22 protein-coding genes and 1 pseudogene are annotated in these 20,154 nt (G+C 63.1%); 8 read left to right on the top strand and 15 right to left on the bottom strand.

What is annotated here, in order from left to right:
* Window positions 1–29: 29 nt before the first annotated feature.
* A complete protein-coding gene (locus tag AC3WJP_RS08125) occupies window positions 30–185 on the bottom strand; it encodes a hypothetical protein (protein ID WP_493720965.1) in 156 nt (51 codons plus the stop codon).
* A gap of 235 nt (window positions 186–420) precedes the next feature.
* On the opposite strand from AC3WJP_RS08125, the gene AC3WJP_RS08130 reads away from it, so the two are divergent.
* Complete coding sequence (locus AC3WJP_RS08130; protein ID WP_493720966.1) at window positions 421–741, top strand: ComEA family DNA-binding protein; 321 nt, start codon at window positions 421–423, stop codon at window positions 739–741.
* 182 nt (window positions 742–923) lie between these two features.
* A complete protein-coding gene (gene fabF, locus AC3WJP_RS08135; RefSeq protein WP_493720967.1) occupies window positions 924–2,195 on the top strand; it encodes a beta-ketoacyl-ACP synthase II in 1,272 nt (423 codons plus the stop codon).
* Window positions 2,196–3,017: 822 nt separating this feature from the next.
* On the opposite strand, the gene AC3WJP_RS08140 is transcribed toward fabF, so the two are convergent.
* Window positions 3,018–3,596, bottom strand: coding sequence for a TetR/AcrR family transcriptional regulator (locus AC3WJP_RS08140; RefSeq protein WP_493720968.1), 579 nt, complete (start codon window positions 3,594–3,596; stop codon window positions 3,018–3,020).
* A 144-nt stretch (window positions 3,597–3,740) separates the two neighbouring features.
* Window positions 3,741–3,908 (bottom strand): DUF2897 family protein, encoded by a 168-nt coding sequence (locus AC3WJP_RS08145; protein WP_493720969.1) that lies wholly within the window; start codon window positions 3,906–3,908, stop codon window positions 3,741–3,743.
* Between the two features lie 185 nt (window positions 3,909–4,093).
* Here AC3WJP_RS08145 and pyrF point away from each other — a divergent pair, with 185 nt between their 5' ends.
* The 3 genes and pseudogenes from pyrF (at window position 4,094) to AC3WJP_RS08160 (ending at window position 6,932) form a co-directional block, all read left to right on the top strand.
* The gene (gene pyrF / locus AC3WJP_RS08150; protein WP_493720970.1) at window positions 4,094–4,795 is read left to right on the top strand and encodes an orotidine-5'-phosphate decarboxylase; all 702 of its coding nucleotides are present in this window, start codon (window positions 4,094–4,096) and stop codon (window positions 4,793–4,795) included.
* 1,051 nt (window positions 4,796–5,846) lie between these two features.
* Window positions 5,847–6,023, top strand: a pseudogene (locus tag AC3WJP_RS08155) (HAMP domain-containing protein); the annotation flags it as partial.
* A gap of 204 nt (window positions 6,024–6,227) precedes the next feature.
* Window positions 6,228–6,932, top strand: a complete 705-nt coding sequence (locus AC3WJP_RS08160; protein ID WP_493721174.1) for a methyl-accepting chemotaxis protein — start codon at window positions 6,228–6,230, stop codon at window positions 6,930–6,932.
* 278 nt (window positions 6,933–7,210) lie between these two features.
* Here AC3WJP_RS08160 and AC3WJP_RS08165 read toward each other — a convergent pair whose 3' ends face one another.
* A complete protein-coding gene (locus AC3WJP_RS08165) occupies window positions 7,211–8,401 on the bottom strand; it encodes a benzoate/H(+) symporter BenE family transporter (protein WP_493720971.1) in 1,191 nt (396 codons plus the stop codon).
* Window positions 8,402–8,615: 214 nt separating this feature from the next.
* Between AC3WJP_RS08165 and AC3WJP_RS08170 the strand changes: the two genes are divergently transcribed.
* The gene (locus AC3WJP_RS08170) at window positions 8,616–9,215 is read left to right on the top strand and encodes a glutathione S-transferase family protein (protein ID WP_493720972.1); all 600 of its coding nucleotides are present in this window, start codon (window positions 8,616–8,618) and stop codon (window positions 9,213–9,215) included.
* On the opposite strand, the gene AC3WJP_RS08175 is transcribed toward AC3WJP_RS08170, so the two are convergent.
* The 5 genes from AC3WJP_RS08175 to AC3WJP_RS08195 form a co-directional block, all read right to left on the bottom strand.
* Window positions 9,216–9,587 (bottom strand): glutathione S-transferase N-terminal domain-containing protein, encoded by a 372-nt coding sequence (locus tag AC3WJP_RS08175; RefSeq protein WP_493720973.1) that lies wholly within the window; start codon window positions 9,585–9,587, stop codon window positions 9,216–9,218. It abuts the gene before it with no gap.
* A gap of 117 nt (window positions 9,588–9,704) precedes the next feature.
* Window positions 9,705–10,250 carry a GTP cyclohydrolase I FolE gene (gene folE, locus AC3WJP_RS08180; RefSeq protein ID WP_493720974.1) on the bottom strand — a complete coding sequence of 182 codons (546 nt, stop codon included), beginning with the start codon at window positions 10,248–10,250 and terminating at the stop codon, window positions 9,705–9,707.
* A gap of 69 nt (window positions 10,251–10,319) precedes the next feature.
* Window positions 10,320–10,877, bottom strand: a complete 558-nt coding sequence (locus AC3WJP_RS08185; RefSeq protein ID WP_493720975.1) for a Smr/MutS family protein — start codon at window positions 10,875–10,877, stop codon at window positions 10,320–10,322.
* 36 nt (window positions 10,878–10,913) lie between these two features.
* A complete protein-coding gene (locus tag AC3WJP_RS08190; protein ID WP_493720976.1) occupies window positions 10,914–11,237 on the bottom strand; it encodes a hypothetical protein in 324 nt (107 codons plus the stop codon).
* 121 nt (window positions 11,238–11,358) lie between these two features.
* Window positions 11,359–11,949, bottom strand: a complete 591-nt coding sequence (locus tag AC3WJP_RS08195) for a cysteine hydrolase family protein (RefSeq protein ID WP_493720977.1) — start codon at window positions 11,947–11,949, stop codon at window positions 11,359–11,361.
* A gap of 283 nt (window positions 11,950–12,232) precedes the next feature.
* Between AC3WJP_RS08195 and prmB the strand changes: the two genes are divergently transcribed.
* Window positions 12,233–13,141 carry a 50S ribosomal protein L3 N(5)-glutamine methyltransferase gene (prmB, locus tag AC3WJP_RS08200; protein ID WP_493720978.1) on the top strand — a complete coding sequence of 303 codons (909 nt, stop codon included), beginning with the start codon at window positions 12,233–12,235 and terminating at the stop codon, window positions 13,139–13,141.
* A 196-nt stretch (window positions 13,142–13,337) separates the two neighbouring features.
* Here the strand turns inward: prmB and AC3WJP_RS08205 are convergent, their stop codons facing one another.
* The 4 genes from AC3WJP_RS08205 to arsC all read right to left on the bottom strand — a co-directional run bounded on the left by AC3WJP_RS08205 (window position 13,338) and on the right by arsC (window position 15,904).
* Complete coding sequence (locus AC3WJP_RS08205; protein ID WP_493720979.1) at window positions 13,338–14,132, bottom strand: hypothetical protein; 795 nt, start codon at window positions 14,130–14,132, stop codon at window positions 13,338–13,340.
* 156 nt (window positions 14,133–14,288) lie between these two features.
* The gene (locus AC3WJP_RS08210; RefSeq protein WP_493720980.1) at window positions 14,289–14,960 is read right to left on the bottom strand and encodes a DNA-3-methyladenine glycosylase I; all 672 of its coding nucleotides are present in this window, start codon (window positions 14,958–14,960) and stop codon (window positions 14,289–14,291) included.
* Window positions 14,960–15,553, bottom strand: a complete 594-nt coding sequence (gene wrbA / locus AC3WJP_RS08215; protein ID WP_493720981.1) for an NAD(P)H:quinone oxidoreductase — start codon at window positions 15,551–15,553, stop codon at window positions 14,960–14,962. The genes AC3WJP_RS08210 and wrbA overlap by 1 nt, the downstream gene beginning before the upstream one ends.
* The gene (gene arsC, locus AC3WJP_RS08220) at window positions 15,554–15,904 is read right to left on the bottom strand and encodes an arsenate reductase (glutaredoxin) (protein ID WP_493720982.1); all 351 of its coding nucleotides are present in this window, start codon (window positions 15,902–15,904) and stop codon (window positions 15,554–15,556) included.
* A gap of 76 nt (window positions 15,905–15,980) precedes the next feature.
* Between arsC and AC3WJP_RS08225 the strand changes: the two genes are divergently transcribed.
* Window positions 15,981–16,445 (top strand): TlpA disulfide reductase family protein, encoded by a 465-nt coding sequence (locus tag AC3WJP_RS08225; protein WP_493720983.1) that lies wholly within the window; start codon window positions 15,981–15,983, stop codon window positions 16,443–16,445.
* Window positions 16,446–16,594: 149 nt separating this feature from the next.
* Here the strand turns inward: AC3WJP_RS08225 and AC3WJP_RS08230 are convergent, their stop codons facing one another.
* On the bottom strand, window positions 16,595–17,032 hold the full coding sequence (locus AC3WJP_RS08230) for a hypothetical protein (protein ID WP_493720984.1): 438 nt from the start codon (window positions 17,030–17,032) through the stop codon (window positions 16,595–16,597).
* 355 nt (window positions 17,033–17,387) lie between these two features.
* Entirely contained in the window at window positions 17,388–20,147 is a 2,760-nt protein-coding gene (locus AC3WJP_RS08235) for a response regulator (protein WP_493720985.1), read from the bottom strand.
* Window positions 20,148–20,154 lie beyond the last annotated feature (7 nt).

The raw sequence follows: 20,154 nt of genomic DNA on the forward strand, positions 1-20,154 counted from the left end.
TTCTTCGCCAGAAGGGTGCGAGTCGGATTTCAGCCCTTGCGGCGGCGGCGCGGGTCGGCGTCCGAGTCCACTTTGATCGGCGCCATGACCATGTCCTGCTGGCGCTTGCCGCCGCGGATCAGGCCGACCGTCATGAAAAAAGCAACAACCAAAGCAGCTATCCAGCACAACGCGAAGGTGGCCATGGGAACTCCAGCATCAAAGGGGTGTTACCGGGTTTTCGGCGGACCGGCACAGGACTTTAAGCCGCTGGTCGGCAGCCGCGGCTTATTAGTCGTCGTGGGGCGCCAGGGCAATGTTGGCACAACCGGAAACAGTTCCTCGGTTCTGCCTGCTTGCCGCAGGGAGGGGGCTGCTCTAAGGTCTGTGGGCGGCTCAGGAACGCCGCTTCTTTTCGATCGATGTCATGGAGACTCCGTTATGCGCAACTATCTGCTTCCTTCCCTGGTACTGGCCCTGGCGACCACCTTCTCTACGGTGCCAGCGTTCGCAGCCAATCCCCCCGCCAGTGACACCGGGAAAATGGCCGAGATGGCGCCAATGGGCAAGATCAATCTCAATACGGCCGATCAGGACACCTTGCAGCGTGAGCTGGCGGGCATCGGCAATGCCAAGGCGGCCGCCATCGTGGAGCATCGACAAAGCAAAGGCGCATTCGCCTCGGTGGACGAATTGCTGGAAGTGCAGGGCATTGGCAAGTCACTGGTGGACAAGAATCGCGATCGGCTGACGATCGAGTGACATTAGGGTGATAGCAATCTGCGGTATTGAAGCCGGTCATTGACCGGCTTTTTCATGGGCGTCGTTCAAGGTACGCAGCGACTGGATGATGACCGTCATTTCATTTTTTAGATTATGGGTGTAATTTAAATCGCCCGGCGGGCTCACGTGCGCCGGCGAACCAATGGGTAGAGGGTCATATGTTGAATCGCAGGATTGTAGTCACCGGGATGGGCGTGGTATCGCCTTTGGGTTGCGGCGTCGAAACGGTCTGGCAGCGGTTGCTCGCAGGGCGTTCAGGGTTGGGGCTGCTGCCCGAGGCCGTGGTGGCGGATCTGGCCGGCAAGGTGGGCGGCAGGGTTCCGGACCTGGCGGATGATCCACAGGGCGGCTTCGATGCCGATGCGGCAGTCGCGCCCAAGGATCAGAAGAAGATGGACCGATTCATCCTGTTTGCCATGGCGGCGGCCCGTGAAGCCTTGCAGCATGCCGGCTGGGCGCCTCAGACAGAGGCCCAGCAAGTACGTACGGCAACGGTGATCGGCTCTGGCATCGGCGGCTTTGGCGCCATCGCCGACGCGGTACGCACCACTGACAGCCGCGGGCCGCGACGGTTGTCGCCGTTCACCATACCGTCGTTTCTGGTCAACCTGGCGGCGGGCAATGTTTCCATCCAGCATGGTTTCAAGGGCCCCATGGGCGCACCGGTAACCGCCTGTGCAGCGGGGGTGCAGGCCATTGGCGACGCGGCGCGGATGATCCGCGCGGGTGAGGCGGATATCGCCCTGTGTGGCGGTACCGAAGCGGCGATCGATCGGGTCAGCCTTGCCGGATTCGCTGCTGCGCGAGCCTTGTCCAGCGGCTATAACCATGCGCCGCAGCGGGCCTCGCGGCCATTCGATCAGGGACGCGACGGCTTCGTGATGGGCGAGGGGGCAGGCTTGCTGGTGATCGAGTCGCTGGAGCATGCCTTGGCGCGGGGTGCGCAGCCGATCGCTGAACTGGTGGGCTACGGCACCAGTGCCGATGCCTATCACCTCACCGCCGGGCCGGAGGATGGCAGCGGGGCGCGTCGAGCCATGGAGCAGGCCCTGGCTCAAGCCGGCATTGCCCCTGAGCAGATCGGCCACCTGAATGCCCATGCCACTTCCACTCCCGTGGGAGACAAGGGCGAATTGGCGGCGATCCGCAGTTTGTTCGGCGAGCAAGCGAAAGTGGCGATCACCTCGACCAAGTCGGCAACCGGGCATCTGCTGGGCGCAGCGGGTGGTCTGGAGGCAATCTTCACGGTGCTGGCATTGCGGGATCAGGTGGCGCCGGCAACTCTCAACTTCGAGACCCCTGACGAGGCCGTCGGCGCATTGGATATCGTCAACGGTCAGAAGCGACCGTTAGCGATGGATTACGCGATGAGCAATGGCTTCGGCTTCGGTGGCGTGAATGCGAGCGTCGTCTTCCGTCGCTGGACGCAGTAGCCCGGCCTGACGGGATCAAGGCACACGGATTGTGCCTGATCAAAAAACACTCATTTTCCTCCGGGCCTTGTAAACCGTGGCCTGCAGCGGGTTCTCCCAAGCTTGTCCACAGGCAGCCCTAGGGAAAATGTGAACAAGCTATTGAAACTGCTCGTTTTTTGCTCAAGCCGCTACAAGCCGCACCGGCTATGGCGTTGCGCGGTGTTCCCCCAGGTTATGCACAGGCTGGTGCAGGTTTTTGTTGAATAACCTTCCTTGCAGCGATCACGGCCCAAGTTCGCCGGCCGCGTATTCGGCAAAGGCAGCCAAGAGGGCTCGACTTGGCACTGGATGCTGTCAGGATTCCGGCACTGTACTGATCAAAAAACAACCAGCTTCCTGCAGCCCTTGTGCGCCGTGGCCTGCAGCCAGTTCTCCCAAGCTTGTCCACAGGCAGAGCTAGGGAAAATGTGCACAAGCTTTTGAAACTGTTCGTTTTTTGCTCAGCAGGTGGAAAACCATACGGGCTATGGCGTTGCGCCATATTCCCCCAGCTTATGCACAGGCTCATTCAAGATTTTGCTGAACAACTAAAACGTTCAAGATTGCAGGAAGGTTTAACCACATCAGTCGCTTACTGTTGATCAATAACTGATCGATCTTGCGCAGCCCTTGCGGGCCGTGGCCTGCAGCCAGTTCTCCCAAGCTTGTCCACAGGCAGACACAGCATAAATGTGCACAAGCCATTGAAACTGCTCGTTTTTTGCTCAACTTGGCGATAGCTGCGGTTTACAAGGCCCGGTAAACTATTCCCCCAGCTTATGCACAGACTGATTCAAGGTTTCATGGGATATCTGCGCTGGCTCGCGCCTGACTCTTGAGTGCTTCACGCGCAGTGCTGAGGATACGCGCGGCGAAATCCTGATCTTCCACGCTGCGAGACAGTACCAGGGCGCCGATCAGGGTCGAGAGCATCACCAGGCTTTGCACCTGCGCTTCATCGTCGTCGCCCAGTGCCTGCGCCATCAGCTCCACGCGCTGATGCACCGCGCGGTCCACCGCTGGGCTGGGTTGGCCGCGCTGGCCGAGCTCGGCGGCCATGGTCGGAAGCGGGCAGCCACGCTCCGGATGCTTGCGATGAGCATCGCTGAGGTACATGTCGATGAACCCTTCCAGCGGCTTGTCCTCGGCGAACTTGCCGGCCACCAAGGCGCCCATTTCTTCGGCGGCCGAACACAGGGCGGTTTCCACCAGATCGTCCTTGGATTTGAAATGGGCATAGAACCCGCCATGGGTCAGGCCCAAGGCTTTCATCAATGGCTGCAGACCGGTAGCGCCGATACCGTCCTTGCGAAAGCGCGCTGCGGCTTCCTTGACGATGCGCTCGTGGGTCTGCGCTTTGTGATCAGCTGAGTAACGCATGAAATACCTCTGCTGGGGAGAGTTGGATGTTGGTCGACATGTTAACAGACGCAAAAAATGAAAGCAGACGGCGCAACTTTCTTGCCGAAGGCGAGAAGGCATGGGTTCGTTATCCCGCCGGGCTGCGACGATACAAATACCCGTTCAGCGTTCTCGCGCCTCTTTGGCATCCATCTCCGAATTACGCTCATGAACTCGCTTGAGCTCTTCAGGCGTCAGCTCTACTTTTTGTGCGCTTTGACGCAGGACCATCAGGCCCCCGACGATCGAGCCGATCGCCACTAACAGAATCAACCAGGCATACCAGGGCATATGACCCTCCTAAGACAGCGGACTCGCCGCAAGGGCTGCGGGGAACTGGCGCTGATAATCGTTGGAGCGACCTGATGTCGCAGTGGTTCCATTGTAGGGGTGTGACGGGTAGCTACGCTTGCACAGTGCACGCGCAAAATCCGCTACAATGCGCGCCGATTTCGACTTGCCCTGAGAGCCCCGCCATGTCCGCCTGCCAGACGCCCATCATCGTCGCCCTGGATTTTCCTACCCGTGACGCCGCCCTGAAGCTGGCCGACCAGCTCGACCCGGCCCTGTGCCGCGTCAAGGTGGGCAAGGAGCTGTTCACCAGCAGCGCCTCGGGCATCGTCGAGACGCTCAACGCGCGGGGCTTCGAGGTGTTCCTGGACCTGAAATTCCACGACATCCCCAATACCACCGCCATGGCCGTCAAGGCCGCCGCCGAAATGGGCGTGTGGATGGTCAACGTCCACTGCTCCGGCGGCCTGCGCATGATGGCGGCCTGCCGCGAGGTGTTGGACCAGCGCACTGGTGCCAAGCCGTTGCTGATCGGCGTGACGGTGCTGACCAGCATGGAGCGTGAAGACCTGGCCGCCATTGGCCTGAACATCGAGCCCCAGGAGCAGGTGCTGCGCCTCGCGGCACTGGCGCAAAAGGCCGGTATGGATGGTCTGGTGTGCTCCGCGCTGGAAGCCCAGGCGCTCAAGACCGCGCATCCGAGCCTGCAGCTGGTCACTCCGGGCATTCGCCCGGCGGGCAGCGCGCAGGACGACCAGCGCCGGATCCTCACCCCGCGTCAGGCGCTGGATGCCGGCTCCGACTACCTGGTGATTGGCCGCCCGATCAGCCAGGCTGCCGATCCGGCCAAGGCGCTGGCGGATGTGGTGGCCCAGCTAGGGCAATAATCCGCCGCGCCTCTGGAGCGACTCCCGACATAGCCAAAAGCGACATCCACATAGCTATTTGCCATTATTCCGACGTCAAACACTTGTTGCCACGCTGATACACAGCCCACTCTGCATGAAACTTGTATGAGGAATGCCGCCCACTGGGGGGCATCAAGGGAGCGAAGCAATGAAGTCGGCCAGCAGTGGATGGTTTGCCAACCTCGCCATGGCGAAAAAACTGGCGGTGGGCTTCGCCTTGGTGTTGCTGCTGACTGTGGCGGTCGCGGCGCTGGGGGTGTGGTCCTTGCAGGCTATCAGCCAGCGGGTCGATGGCCTCCAGCAGATGTCGGCGCTCAAGAGCGAGCTGCTGACCACCCGCTTGCTGGAACAGGATTTTGCCCTGCATTCGGACACCAAGCAGGCCGACGCCCTGCGCAAGGGCGTCGACGCGTTGCTGGCGACCGCTGCTCGACTCAAGACCCTCAATCCGACCAACGAATCGGTCATGAGCGGCGCCGAGGTCGACCTCAAGGCCTACCGCACCGCGTTCGATCAGTTTTTCGATATCAGCCAGAGCAAAGAGCTGTCGCTGGAGATGGCCAGCTGGTCGGTGGCCAACGTCGCCAATAACCTGGATGTGTTGCAAGCCGGGCTGTCCGATGATGGCACCTATGAGCTGAAGAAATCCCAAGGGGAGAGGGGCAGCGAGTTCATCGATCAGGCCAACCAGGTGGGCCAGGTTGGCCGGCTGATGCTGCAGGCCATGGAGGAGGCCCGGGTACGCCTCGACAAGAACCGCAAGGGCGAAGAGGACGACAGCAGCCAAGGCCGCATCACCCAGGCGGACGAGGCATTGACCCAGGCCAAGGAGCTGCAGACCAAGGTTGAAGACGCGGGGTATCAGACCGTGCTCGGCGAGACGGTCACCCATATCACCGCTTTCAGTCAGACGCTGGGCGAGTACACCGATCTGCTGGCCAAGGAAAAACAGACCTCCACGCAACTGCATGACCGCGCCAATCAGGTAGTCAACCGCGTCAATCAGGCCTATGCCGAGCAGAATCAGGCGATGCAGGTCGAATTGCAGAAAAACAGGCTGTTGATCATCGTGGCCTCGGGCCTGGCGCTGTTGGTGGGCGTAGTGGCGTCGTGGTTGATCACGCGCTTGATCGTGGCACCGTTGCGCAGCGTGATTCGCCGCGCCCAGCAGATTGCCGACGGCGATCTGAGCGGCGAGACAAGCGTCGATCGGCGTGACGAAATCGGCCAGTTGATGGCGGCGATGCAGCAGATGGGGGCCGGGCTGAGCCGGATCGTCAGCGGCTTGCAGACCGGCATCGATCAGTTGGCGCACTCCGCGCAATCGCTGTCGGCGGTGACCGAGCAGACTAACCTGGAAGTCAGCACGCAGAAGGAGGAAACCGAGCAGGTGGCCACGGCGATGAACCAGATGACCGCCACGGTCCATGACGTAGCGCGCAATGCCGAAGAGGCGGCACACGCGGCGCAGGCGGCGGACAGCAAGGTCGAGAGCGGTCAGCAGGTGGTGCGCCAGAGCATGCAGCGTATCGAGCAGTTGGCCAGCAGCTCGCAATCGGCCAGCCATGGGATCTCCAGCCTCAGCGCGGAGATCCAGAACATCGGTTCGGTGCTGGAGGTGATCAAGAGCGTGGCCGAGCAGACCAACCTGCTGGCGCTCAATGCCGCCATCGAGGCCGCCCGGGCCGGTGAGCAGGGCCGTGGCTTCGCGGTGGTGGCGGATGAAGTACGGGCACTGGCGCGCCGCACGCAGCAATCGACGGCAGAGATCGAGCGGCTGGTCAGCGCCTTGCGCCTTGGCGCTCAGGCCTCGGTGCAGCAGATCCAGAGCAGTGAGGAGTTGGTCAAGCTGGCGGTCAGCGACGCCCTGCAGACCGAAAGCGCCTTGGGCAGCATTGCCGTGGCGGTGTCGATGATCCAGCAGATGAACCATCAGATCGCCGCCGCAGCCGAGGAGCAGAGCTCGGTGGCGGAGGAGATCAACCGCAGTGTCACCAGCATCCGCGCCAGTGCCGATCAGTCGGCGGTGGCGATGCAGGGCAACGCCGCCTCAAGTATCGAGCTCGCGCAGTTGGGCAACGAGCTCAAGGGCATGGTCGGGCATTTTCGGCTGTAGTACGGCGTGAACTTCACGGCCCCTTCGCAGGCAAGCCTTGCTCCCACAGAGGGTCGGCTTGCACCCTCAGATGCCTATGCTTGCCCCAGTGGGTCGGCTTGCCTTGCTATTAGAGGGTCTGCTTGTACTGTGGGAGCAAAAAGCTTGCTCGCGAAGGGGCTGGCGGCCAAACAACATGATTCAGGGCGCTGTGCTTGACGTCTTCGCGGGCAAGCCCGGCTCCTACTCTGTGGGAGCAGGGCTTGCCCGCGAAGGGGCCCGTACCGGCGCAACAATAATCAGCCTTTACGCCAGTTGAGAATCAGCAGCGTCAACACCCCCGCCACAATGCCCCAGAACGCCGAGCCCACGGAGAACAGCGTCAGCCCCGAAGCCGTCACCATGAAGGTCACCAGCGCCGCCTCGCGCTCTTTGGGCTCGCTCATGGCCTGGGTCAGGCCGTTGATGATCGAACCGAACAGCGCCAATGCCGCGATCGACAGCACCAGCTCCTTGGGCAGGGCCGCGAACAGCGCCGCCAGGGTGGCACTGAAGATCCCCGCCAGGCCGTAGAAGATCCCGCACCACATCGCCGCCGTGTAGCGTTTTGCCGGGTCTTCGTGGGCGTGGGGCCCGGTGCAGATCGCCGCGCTGATCGCCGCCAGGTTCACTCCGTGGGAACCGAAGGGAGCAAGCAGCAGCGAAGCCACGCCGGTAGCGGTGATCAAGGGCGAGGCCGGCACCTGATAACCATCCGCCCGCAATACCGCGACACCGGGCATGTTCTGCGAGGTCATGGCCACCACGAACAGCGGAATGCCGATGCTGATGGTCGCGCCCAGCGTGAACGACGGCGTGGTCCACTCAGGCACCGCCACTTGCAGCTCAAAGCCACTGAAATCCAGCAGCCCGAGCAAGCCCGAGACCAGGGTACCGAGCACCAGCGCCGCCAGCACCGCATACCGCGGCGAAACCCGCTTGACGATCAGGTAGGTGAAGAACATCCCCAGCACCAGCCCGGTGCGGTGCTGGGCGGCGACGAAGATCTCGCTGCCGATCTTGAACAGAATCCCCGCCAGCAACGCTGCGGCCAGGGAGGAGGGCAGGCGCTTGACCATCTTCTCGAAGCTGCCGGTGACCCCGCAGATGATCACCAGCACTGCGCAGGTGATATAGGCGCCGATCGCCTCGCCGTAGCTGACACCGCCCAGGCTGGTGATCAACAGTGCTGCGCCGGGGGTCGACCAGGCTACGGTGATCGGTGTGCGATAACGCAGCGACAGGCCGATGCTGCAGATGGCCATGCCGATCGACAGCGCCCAGATCCATGAAGAGATCTGCCCGCTCGTGAGCCCGGCCGCCTGGCCAGCCTGATACATCAGCACCAGCGAACTGGTGTAGCCGGTCATCATCGCAATGAACCCGGCGACCACCGCCGACGGCGAGGTGTCGGCCAGCGGTCGCAGGGGCGTGTGGGCAGGAGACAGCATGGATACCCTCCTCGGGCGATCAGAGGGGCGCCAGCCTAAACGCCGCGGCGGATATGGCTGCGATACAGGTAGGGAAATGTTTTGCAATACAGTGGCCTGGGCAAAACGCTCGGGTCCGGATTCACCGGACGACCTTTCGCCCCGGCACAGCCAATCCTCGCCTCGGCTCCCCCAGCTTTGCTACAGTCAGCGCCTATTCCATGGGAGACGCGAGATGTACAAGGTCTACGGCGACTATCTGTCAGGCAACTGCTACAAGATCAAGCTGATGCTGCACCTGCTGGGCCTCGAGTACTCCTGGCACGCGGTGGACATCCTCAAGGGCGAAACCGAGACCCCTGAGTTCCTGGCCATGAACCCCAATGGCAAGGTCCCGGTGCTGGAGCTTGAAGACGGCACCTACCTATGGGAATCCAATGCGATCCTGAATTTTCTCGCCGATGGCAGCCGCTTCCTGCCCACCGAGCCGCGCCTGCGCACCCAGGTGCTGCAGTGGCAGTTCTTCGAGCAGTACAGCCATGAACCCTATGTGGCAGTGGCGCGGTTCATCCAGTTCTACCTGAAGATGCCGGAAGATCGCCTGGACGAATACAAGGTCTGCCACAAGCGCGGTTACAAGGCCTTGCGGGTGATGGAAAAGCAGCTGGAGTTGACGCCTTTCCTGGTGGGCGAGCAGTGCTCGATCGCCGATATCGCCTTGTATGCCTACACCCATGTTGCGGATGAGGGCGGCTTCGACCTCGCGCCATTCCCGGCCATTCGCGCCTGGCTCGAGCGCGTCGCGGCGCTGCCAGGCTATGTCGGCATGCGCTGATCAGGCCGCGGCGAAACGCTTGTTGAGGTAGTCGATGATCACCTTGGATTCATACATCCAGGTGGTCTGGCCGTTCTCTTCGATGCGCAGGCACGGCACTTTGATCTTGCCGCCCTCAGCCAGCAGGGTGTCGCGGGCGCTGACGTCGTTTTTGGCATCGCGCAGGGTCACCGGCACGTTGAGCTTGTGCAGGGTGCGGCGGGTTTTCACGCAGAACGGGCAGGCGTGGAACTGATACAGGCTCAGGCCCTTGGCGGCGATGTCGACAGCGGCCTGGTCGGCGCTGTTGCGTTTTTGCTTGCGCGGACGGGTCAGCAGGTCGCCGATCACGATCACCTGGCCGAGGCCTACGCGCAGGGCTTTCATCAACATGATTTTCGGTCTCCACACGTTCATTGTAGCGAGGGGGCTTGCCCCCGAAGACCAGCATCCTGCCACACCATGGGGAATCCGGATCATTCGGGGGCAAGCCCCCTCGCTACAGGTGGTTTACTTGATCAAACTCAGGAATTCGCTGCGAGTCGCTGCATTTTCGCGGAATTCACCCAGCATCACCGAAGTGATCATCGACGAATTCTGCTTCTCGACGCCACGCATCATCATGCACATGTGCTTGGCTTCGATCACCACCGCAACACCCAGCGCCCCCGTCACCTGCTGGACCGCATCGGCGATCTGGCGGCTGAGGTTTTCCTGAATCTGCAGGCGGCGGGCATACATATCGACGATACGCGCCACTTTCGACAGGCCCAGCACCTTGCCGCTAGGGATGTAGGCGACGTGTGCCTTGCCGATGAATGGCAGCAGGTGGTGCTCGCACAGGGAGTACAGCTCGATGTCCTTGACCAGTACCATCTCGCTGTTGTCCGAGCTGAACAGAGCCCCGTTGGTGACTTGCTCGAGGGTCTGTTCATAGCCGCGGCACAGGTACTGCATGGCTTTGGCGGCGCGTTTGGGCGTGTCGAGCAGGCCTTCGCGGGTCACATCCTCGCCCAGTTGGCCGAGGATCTGGGTGTAATTCTGTTCCAGGGACATGGATCTACCTGTCAAGTTTTTCGCAAACGCGAAGGGTACGGTTCCCAGGCACGGGCCGCAAGTTAAAGCTTATTCGTCGCGGCCTTCGAGCATGGTGCGCTTGAGCATCACATAGACCGCGCCAGCGCCGCCGTGACGGGGTTGGCAAGACGTGAAGCCGAGCACCTGGGCATGTTGTCGCAGCCAGGTGTTGACGTGGCTCTTGATCATTGGCTTCTTGCCGTCCAGGCGCACCGCCTTGCCATGGGTGACCCGCACGCAGCGGACCTCGAAGCGTACCGCTTCGGCGAGGAAGGCCCACAGAGTCTCCCGGGCTTTCTCGACGTTCATGCCGTGCAGGTCGAGGCTGCCCTCGAAGCCGATCTGACCGAGCTTGAGCTTGCGCATCTGGCTTTCCTGCACGCCGTCGCGGGCCCAATGCAGATCGTCTTCGGGGCCGACGTCGATGACGAACTGGTCGGACAGGCCGTCGACGAGGGTGGCATCGCTGCGCACCGTTGCGGCCTGGCGCAATGTGTTGAGGTTTTTGCGGTCGACCTTGGCTTTGCCGGTGTCGGCACGGTCATGGCGAATCGGCTTGACGCCTTTCACTTCGCTCTTGAACAGGGAAAAATCATCGTCTTGCATGTCGGCCTCCGGCGCAGGAGCGGGAGTTTACGCGAGTCAGTCGTGCTTTTTCATCAGGTGCGGCGACATGTTCAGCGCGCTGCTCCGGCGCAGGCGTCGGCGGCAGGCACGCCAGAGGCTGACGCCGAGCCACAGCACCAGCAGCCCCACCGCAGTAATGACGCCCGAACCCATCGTGCTGGTGTTGAGGTCGCCGATGGCCGGCGCGTGGCCCAGCAGGCTGCCGATCCCGGCCATGGTCAGCAATACCCCCAAGGTGGCAAGCACAGCCGCGAACGCCGCAGCCAGACGCATACGCCAGGTGCCTGGGCCGCGAGGGCGAAGCCGACGGGCATTGAAGCCGCCATCGGATATCTTCATTGCGCTTTCCTCAATGGGCATTACGTGGTTGATCGTCGGGCTTCGACTGCGCCGCGGCTCCGATGTTCCGGCAGTGCGGGCCCGGGAGCCGAAACGCGCTGGTCGGCCCGCAGGATGAAAATCAGATCAGTTCGGCGGTGGTGCTCACCGAGGCGAAGTTGTCGGCCATGGTCGCCATGCCCACGGCCTTGACTTGCTCGGCGCTGAGCACACTGCCTTTGTAGGGCAGGTCGCGGGTAGCGCAGGCATCTTCGACCAGGGTGCAACGATAACCGTAGTCCTTGGCGGCACGGATGGTGGTGCTGACGCTGGAATGGGTCATGAAGCCGCAGACGATCAGGTCGACGTTGCCCAGGCCTTCAAGGTGCTGGTGCAGATGGGTGTTGTTGAACGCGTTGGGCAGGCGCTTCTCGATCACGGTCTCGTCGCCTTGCGGGCCGACGCCATCGATGAACTGGCCGCGGTTGCCTTGCGGGTCGAACAGACCGCCGACGGTGCCGAGGTGGCGTACGTGGACGATGGGGCGGCCAGCGGCGCGGGCGGCCTGGAGGAGCAGGGCGATGTTCGCGACGGCCTTATCGATCTCGAACAGGGCCAGAGGACCGCTGAGGTACTCTTGCTGCGCATCGATAATCACCAGGGTGGCGTGGCTCAGGCTGGTAGGCGGGTAACCGCGACCGCTGAGTTGAAACATCGTCTTCGGATCGGACATCGAGGGCTCCTTTGGTTAGGGCTTTTGCGACATTCTCCACTGCTTCGCGCGTTCTGTGAATCATTGTGATTGCACGGCCCGTGGTTGTTGGCTTTGCGGCCTGTCCAAGTGGCCAGTATGGGAGCACGCGACGGCCCTGTAGCGAGGGGGCTTGCCCCCGATACGGGGGATCAGCCGACTAATTTGCAACTGATACACCCTATCGGGGGCAAGCCCCCTCGCTACAGGGCCTGGCCATACGAGCCGTGATAAACTCCGCGGTCGTATCGATTGGAGTATGCCTGTGATCACTTCCCGCCTGCGCACTTTGCGCGACCACATCCGTTGGGCCGTCAGCCAGTTTCATGGCGAGGACTTGTTCTTCGGCCACGGCACCGACAACGCCTGGGACGAAGCGCGACAGCTGGTGCTGGGGGCGCTGCACTTGCCGTGGGAAATCGCCGACAGCTACCTCGATTGCCGTCTGGAGGACGACGAGATCAGCAAGGTCCAGCACCTGATCAAGCGCCGCGTCGAGGAACGCATCCCCGCCGCGTATCTGCTGGGTGAGGCGTGGTTCTGCGGCATGTCCTTCATCGTCGACGAGCGCGTGCTGGTGCCTCGTTCGCCCATCGGCGAGCTGATCGAAAACCGCTTCGAACCCTGGCTGGCCCAGGAGCCGGCGCGCATTCTCGACCTGTGCACTGGCTCCGGCTGCATCGGTATCGCCTGTGCCGACGTGTTCGCCAACGCTGAAGTAGTGCTGGCCGACCTGTCGTTCGAGGCGCTGGAAGTGGCCAATCAGAATATCGAGCGTCACGGCGTCGACGCCCGGGTCTATACCGTACAGGGCGATGGCTTCGACGGTCTGCCGGGCCAGCGTTTCGATCTGATCGTGTCCAATCCGCCCTATGTCGACGCCGAGGATTTCGCCGATATGCCGCCGGAGTACCAGCACGAGCCGGAGCTGGGCCTGGCCTGTGGTGCTGACGGCTTGAATCTGGTGCGCAGGATGCTCGCCGACGCGGCTGATCATCTGAGCGACAAGGGTCTGTTGATCGTCGAAGTGGGCAACAGCCAGGTGCACGTCGAGGCGCTGTATCCGGAAGTGGACTTCGCCTGGCTGGAGTTCAGCCGTGGCGGTCATGGCGTGTTCATGCTCAGCGCGCAGCAATGCCGCGAGCATCAGGCTCTGTTCGCTGAGCGCGTCTGACGGACCTGTGACGGACCAGTGACTGGCCTGTGACGGACCGTCACTGACTTGTAGCGAGGGGGCTTGCCCCCGATAGGCCGGCACTGACACCCAGCGGTGAGTCAGCCATGGCCCCTCGGGAGCAAGCCCCCTCACCACAGAGCCCGAGCCTGGGCCTGAGCATCAATCAGAGCCAGCGCCAGCGCATTAGATTTGTTCAGCGATGCGTCGCCATCCAGATCAGCAAACCAGCCTGAAACACCGAGAACGCAATCAGACAGGCGATGGTGAAACGCAGGCTGTGGTCGTCGCGACGGTACTGGCTGACCGACTCCTCATGCTTGCGCAGCTGCACTTCCTTTTCCGCCAGATTGTGATCGGCCAGTTCCAGCATGGTTGCCACATCGAGAATCTCCACCGGCTGGATGCGTTCCGGGTTCCAGGTGGCCAGCAAACCGCCGACTTTCAGCGCCTTGTAGCTGCCCTTGAGGTGCTGGGCATCTTCGTAGCTGATTTCCAGGCCGTGAGTGGTCAGCACGTGATCGCGGCGCAGGCGATGGCCTTCGACCAGCGCTTCCTTGTTGGGCAGGTCGGCGCCTTCGATGCTGTAGGCAGACCACTTCGGCTGCGCCCACATCGCCGCCTGGGCCAGCAGAAAGCGGCCGATGCCACGGTTGCCGGGTTCGGTCTGCAGCACCTCGGGAATGATGTGCACGGTGTGTTTTTCGTGATCGACCCACACTTCCAGGCGGTTCTGCTCGGGCCGCGTACGTTGCCCCGGCAACTCGATTTCCAGGCGCAGCAGGCTGTAATGGGCGTTATGCCGTTCAGCGCGGCCCAGTTGGATAAAACGCAGCGGTCGCGGGCCGGTATTGCGGTCGGCCGGCAAGGGCACCAGGCGCAGCATCTGGAAATGCTCCGGGCGCACGTCATCCCATGGCAGCTTGGGCGCTTCCGGGACGGGCGCAGCGGTCTTGGCCTCGACGGCGGTGTTGCTGGGGGCGGTAGTCATGGGGGATTCCTCGTGCTCGAAGGGTGTATCGGCCGAGGTACAAAAAGCTGAAGCGGCGCGTTGCCCCTGTGGCGAGGGGCTTGCCCGCAAACATCGTGTCAGTCACAGCGGGCGTAGCTGACAGCGGCGCCAGGCGCGCGGCCCCTCGCTAGAGGATCAATGATTGGCGGTAAACGCCAGCATCGCCGACAACTGGCACATGGGCAGGCCGCTGTCGGCGTGCCATTGGTTGAAAACATCCTGCACCAGTGCCTGGTCGCGTTTGCTGCTGGGCACCTTGTCGACGATGTTCTGCGCGTTGAGCGCGGCCACCACGTCCCAGGTGGGGATGAAGGTGTCCTTGCCGATCATGCGCAAAAAGCGCGGCGCCGACAGCCCGCCCAACTGGGTACCGTGCTTGGCCAGGTATTGCCACAGCCCGGTGATCTCGGTCACTGGCCAGTCGGCGATAAAGGCGCCGAAGCTGCCGTGCTCGTGGGCGATGTCGAGGATCATCTGGGCGTTGCGGGGCACACTCTTGAGCTTGCCCAGGTGGCGGATGATGCTTTTGTCCTGCATCAGGCGCTCCAGGTGCTCGGCGCTCATCAGCACCACCTTGTCCGGATCGAAACCGAAGAACGCCTTCTCGAAGGCCGGCCACTTGGCATCCACCAGGCTGTGCTTGAGGCCGGCGCGAAACACCCGCAGGGCCATGGTCGAGAGATAGCGATCGGCGCTGATCTTGCGCAGCTTGGCCGGGGCGAGCGGCGTCGGCAGTTGGGCGTCGAGGGCCTTTTGCGAACCGAAGCGGTTGAGACAGAATTCGTGCAGCCATTTGTAATCTTGCATCAAGCCAGATCCTTTGCGACCTTGCCCAGGCGTTGTCCGAGGGCACGGCACAGGGTCAGTTCATGTTCGTCCAGGGGGCGTTTGCCGTCGGCGCCGGCATGGTGGCTGGGGCCGTAGGGGGTGCCGCCGCCGCGGGTTTCGAGCAGGGCCGACTCGCTGTAGGGCAAGCCGGTGATGAGCATGCCGTGGTGCAGCAGCGGCATCATCATCGACAGCAGGGTGGTTTCCTGACCGCCGTGCAGGCTGGCGGTGGAGGTGAACACGCCCGCCGGTTTGCCGACCAGGTCACCGCTGAGCCACAGGCTGCTGGTGCCGTCGAGAAAGTACTTGAGCGGTGCGGCCATGTTGCCGAAGCGCGTCGGGCTGCCGATCGCCAGGCCGGCGCAGCCTTTTAGGTCGTCGAGGCTGGCGTGCAGCGCGCCTTGCTCCGGGATCTCGGGGGCGACCGCTTCGCACTCGGTCGAAACCGCTGGCACCGTGCGCAGGCGCGCTTCTAGGCCGCTCAGCTCGACGCCGCGGGCGATTTGTCGGGCCATTTCACGGGTGGCGCCGTGACGGCTGTAATACAGCACCAGAATGTAGGGCGTGGTCACTTACAGGATCTCCAGGACTTGTTCCGGTGGCCGACCAATGATGGCCTTGTTGCCGTTGACCAGAATCGGCCGTTCGATCAGTTTCGGGTGGGCGACCATGGCGTCGATCAGCGCGCTGTCGCTCAGGCTGCTGTCAGCCAGGTGAAGAGCCTTGTATTCGTCCTCGCCGGTGCGCAAAAGTTGCCGCGCGCCGATCCCCAGTTTGCCCAGCAGGGCTTGCAGGGTGGCGGCGTCGGGTGGGGTTTCGAGGTAGCGCACGATGGTCGGCGTCAGGCCTCGGGCCTCAAGCAACTCCAGGGCGCCGCGGGATTTGGAGCAGCGAGGATTGTGGTAGAGCGTCAGGTCGGACATGGGTAGGCGCCTATTACTTGCGTTCAGTGGCGGCTATTCTAACCACGTGGTGGCATCGATAAAGAGGAAAGCGGCAATGACAAGGCATTTCATCTGCGGCCTGACCTTGATGGCGGCGCTCTTGCTGGGCGGTTGCGGTGCGGACTACGGCCCGGACCAGAACGGCAGGCCGGTGGCGGCGAAACAGCTCGACGATCAGTGGCTGGTGGTCAACTACTGGGCCGAGTGGTGTGGCCCGTGTCGCACCGAGGTTCCGCAGCTCAACAGCCTGGCGGATCAGCTCAAGGGCCAGGGCGTGGCGGTGGTGGGGGTCAATTTCGACAACCTGCAGGGGGCGGACCTCAAACAGGCGGCGGATAATCTGGGGATTCATTTCACGGTGCTGGCCAATGATCCGGCGTCGCGCTTCGATCTGCCGCAAAGCGAGGGCTTGCCGGTGACCTATATCATCGACAGCAAGGGCAAGGTGCGCGACCAACTGGTGGGCGAGCAGACGGCGGCGGGGGTGCAGGCAAGGTTGAAGGCGTTGCGACAGGGGTGAGCTTCGGTGGCGTCAGGTCGGCCGCCTTCGCGAGCAAGCTTCGCTCCCACAGGTGCTAGGCCGCCTTCGCAAGCAAGATTGTTCCTATGAGGTCTGTGGGAGCAGAGCTTGCTCGCGAAGAGGCCGGCCCAAGCGGCGCATCCTTCGGATCAGTCGGCGACCGCCTGGCATTTCGGGCAGCGATGCTGTTCGCCCGTGGTGCGCCAGCCGAGTTCCGCAATCCGTGCAACGGCCGCCGGTTGCTGGGCTTTGGGATCCAGCTTGGCATCAACGGCGAACTCGAACGTCAGCTCGGTGCTGCAGCTGTCGCACTGCACCTTCCATTCATGAATCGACAACTCGCCGAACACCGGCCCCTTGGCCACCGCCGTCCACTGCCCGGGCGGATTGATCAGGTGGCGAACTTTCTCGACGGTCAGGCGCATCGACAGGGTTTTCGAGCCCTTGAGCGTGACCAGCAACACGTCGTCGGCCTTGATCGAGCCGCCGTTGCCGGTGACCTGATAGCGCCCAGGCACCAGTGCCCGGCATTCGGTCAGGGTGTGTTGAGGGTTGAATAGGCTGTAGCGGAAATCGTGTTCGACCATGGGTCCTCCAAATGGGCGCGCATGCTATCACGCCGACGCCACAGCGGCTTCAGGTAGCCGCTGTGTGGCTATCGTATGGCACGCCATGAACTCTGTAGCGAGGGGGCTTGCCCCCGATTCGATCCTCCAGGCACCGCTTGAGTGACTGACCGGACGTATCGGGAGCAAGCCCCCTCGCCACAGGGTGGTTGACGGAATGCGGATACTCAAGCCTCCTCCACGGCGGCACAGCAGCCCTTATCGTATGGCACGCCGTGGACTCTGTAGCGAGGGGGCTTGCCCCCGATTCGATCTTCCAGACACAGCCTGAGTGACTGACCGGGCGTATCGGGAGCAAGCCCCCTCGCCACAGGGCTCAGGCCTCTTCCCGCGCCTGCTCGGCCAGCCGCACGATCGCTTGCTCGAGTTCGTCCAGCGCTTCGCTCGCGCTGTCATCGTTCTGCTTGAGCAGGGTCTCGCTGCGCTGGCAGGCGGCGCGCAGTTGCGGCACGCCGCAGTAGCGGGTGGCGCCATGCAGACGGTGCACGCGCTCGATCTGGGCAGTGATATCACCAGTGTCCCGGGCCGCGCGGATCGCCTGACGGTCACTGTCGAGGGCCGCCAGCAGCATCGCCAGCATATCGGCGGCCAGGTCCGCCTTGCCCGCCGCCAGGCGCAGCCCTTCCTGCTGATCGAGCACGGCCAGCGGGCCGACTTCCCGTGGCGGCTCGAAGCCCCGCGCCGGGCTCAGGTGCAGCACCAGGCCGGTCCATTTCAGCACCACCTGGGCCAGTTGCCGCTCGCTGATCGGCTTGGTCAGGTAATCGTCCATGCCACTGTGCAGCAACGCGCGCTTCTCGTTGGCCATGGCATGGGCGGTCAGCGCCACGATCGGCAACGACGGGCCGATCTGCGCGCTCTCCCATTGGCGGATGCGCTCGGTGGTCTCGCGGCCGTCCATGTCCGGCATCTGCACATCCATCAGCACCAGATCGAAATGCTCGGCCTGCACCGCCTGCAAGGCCGCCATGCCGCTGTCCACGGCCCGCACTTCGGCGCCGAGGTCTTCGAGGAGCGTCTGCACCAGCAGCAGATTGGCCGGGTTGTCGTCGACGCAGAGCACCTTGGCCACCCGGCTGTTGCCGGTCTCCAGGTTGTTGCCCATGCCCAGAGACAAACGCTTGGGGTTGATCAGGTCGGCCAGGCTGCGACGCAGTTTGCGCGTGCACGAGGGCTTGGCCTGCAGCTGGCTGTGGGCATTGGTAACCCGCGGCTGATATAGCGTGTGCTCGGTGGTCGGGCAGAGCACCAGTGGCTGACAGCCGAACTGTTCCAGGCCGCGCACGTGCTGCTGCAGCTGATCGGGGGGCATGTCGTGGCTGGTGACGCCCAGCACGGCCAGCTCGATGGGCTGGCCGGCCAGTTGCGCGGCCTCGACGGCGGCGATCATTTTTTGCGCCGTCGGGAAGGCGCTGACTACCAGTCCCGAGTCTTCCAACTGATGCTGCAAGGCCTGACGCGCCAGCTCGTGGCTCTCCAGAATGGCCACGCGGCGGTCCAGCAAGGGCGGCGCCGGGCGATCTTCCGCGTCGTCCCGGGCCTTGGGCAGCGACAGTGAAATCCAGAACGTCGAGCCCTCGCCCGGTGTGCTGTCGACGCCGATCTCGCCGCCCATCTGTTCGACCAGCCGTTTGGAAATCACCAGCCCCAGGCCGGTGCCGCCGGGTTGGCGCGACAGCGAATTGTCGGCCTGGCTGAACGCCTGAAACAGCGCGCGCACGTCCTGGCTGGACAAGCCGACCCCGGTGTCCTGAACGCTGATGCGCAACTGTGCGTTGTCCTCGTCTTCGTCCTCGAGCATGGCGCGGGCGACGATGGTGCCCTCGCGGGTGAACTTGATCGCGTTGCTGACCAGGTTGGTGAGGATCTGCTTGAGCCGCAGCGGGTCGCCAACCAGCGAGATCGGTGTGTCGCGGTACACCAGGCTGACCAGTTCGAGCTGCTTGGCGTGGGCGGCGGGGGCGAGGATGGTCAGGGTGTCCTGGAGCAGATCGCGCAGGTTGAACGGAATGCTGTCGAGCACCAGCTTGCCGGCCTCGATCTTGGAGAAGTCGAGGATCTCGTTGATGATCCCCAGCAGGCTGTCGGCGGATTTTTCGATGGTGCCCAGGTAGTCGAGTTGACGCGGGCTCAGCTCGCTTTTCTGCAGCAGATGGGTAAAGCCCAGGATGCCATTGAGCGGGGTACGGATTTCGTGGCTCATGTTGGCCAGGAATTCCGACTTGATGCGACTGGCTTCCAGGGCCTCCTTGCGCGCCAGGTCGAGCTCGATGTTCTGGATCTCGATGGTTTCCAGATTCTGGCGGACGTCCTCGGTGGCTTGGTCGATGCTGTGCTGCAGTTCCGACTGGGCTTCCTGCAGGGTCTCGGCCATGCGGTTGATACCGGCGCCGAGTTCGTCGAGCTCATGACTGCCCAGCGGCGGCAGGCGGTTTTCCAGATTGCCGTCCTTGAGCTGCGCCACCGCCTGGCGGATCCGCGCGATGGGCGCGCTGATGCCGTAGCTCAGGCGCAGCGCCAACAGACCGGTCAGCAGCAGGGCGCCGGCCATCAGCACCACGGTCATGAACAGGATGCGGTAACCGCGCAGCAAGGTACCGCTGTGGGAAATTTCGATTTCGACCCAGCCCAGCAGCCGGTCGGCTTCGCCCGGCACGGCATCGCCCGCCAGGTCGCGGTGATGGCCGTATACCGGTTGCAGATAGCGGGTGGCGTCGTTGCCACTGACTTGCAACTGCCGTTGGCCGCTGCCTTCAGGCTCGGGGTTGATCATGCTCGGCCCGGCATGAGCCATGGAGTGCTTGTCGGCATCGAGGAACGCCACCGAGCGTACATCGGCCTGCTCCAACGCCTGCGCGGCGATGCGCTCGAGCCAGGCGTCGTCATGCTTGATCAGTGCCGGGGCCACCAGCGGCGCCAATTGCTCGGTGAGCAGGGCGCCGCGGCGCAGCAGGTTGTTCTGCAACTGATCCTGCTGCTGCCAGGCGAAGTAGCCCCCCAGCAGCACCGCCATCAGCGCCGCTGGCAGCAGGGCCAGCAGCATCACTCGGCTCTTGAGCCCCAATTTGTTCAGCACAGCACTC

This window comes from Pseudomonas sp. GW821-FHT01A09 (assembly GCF_058986725.1).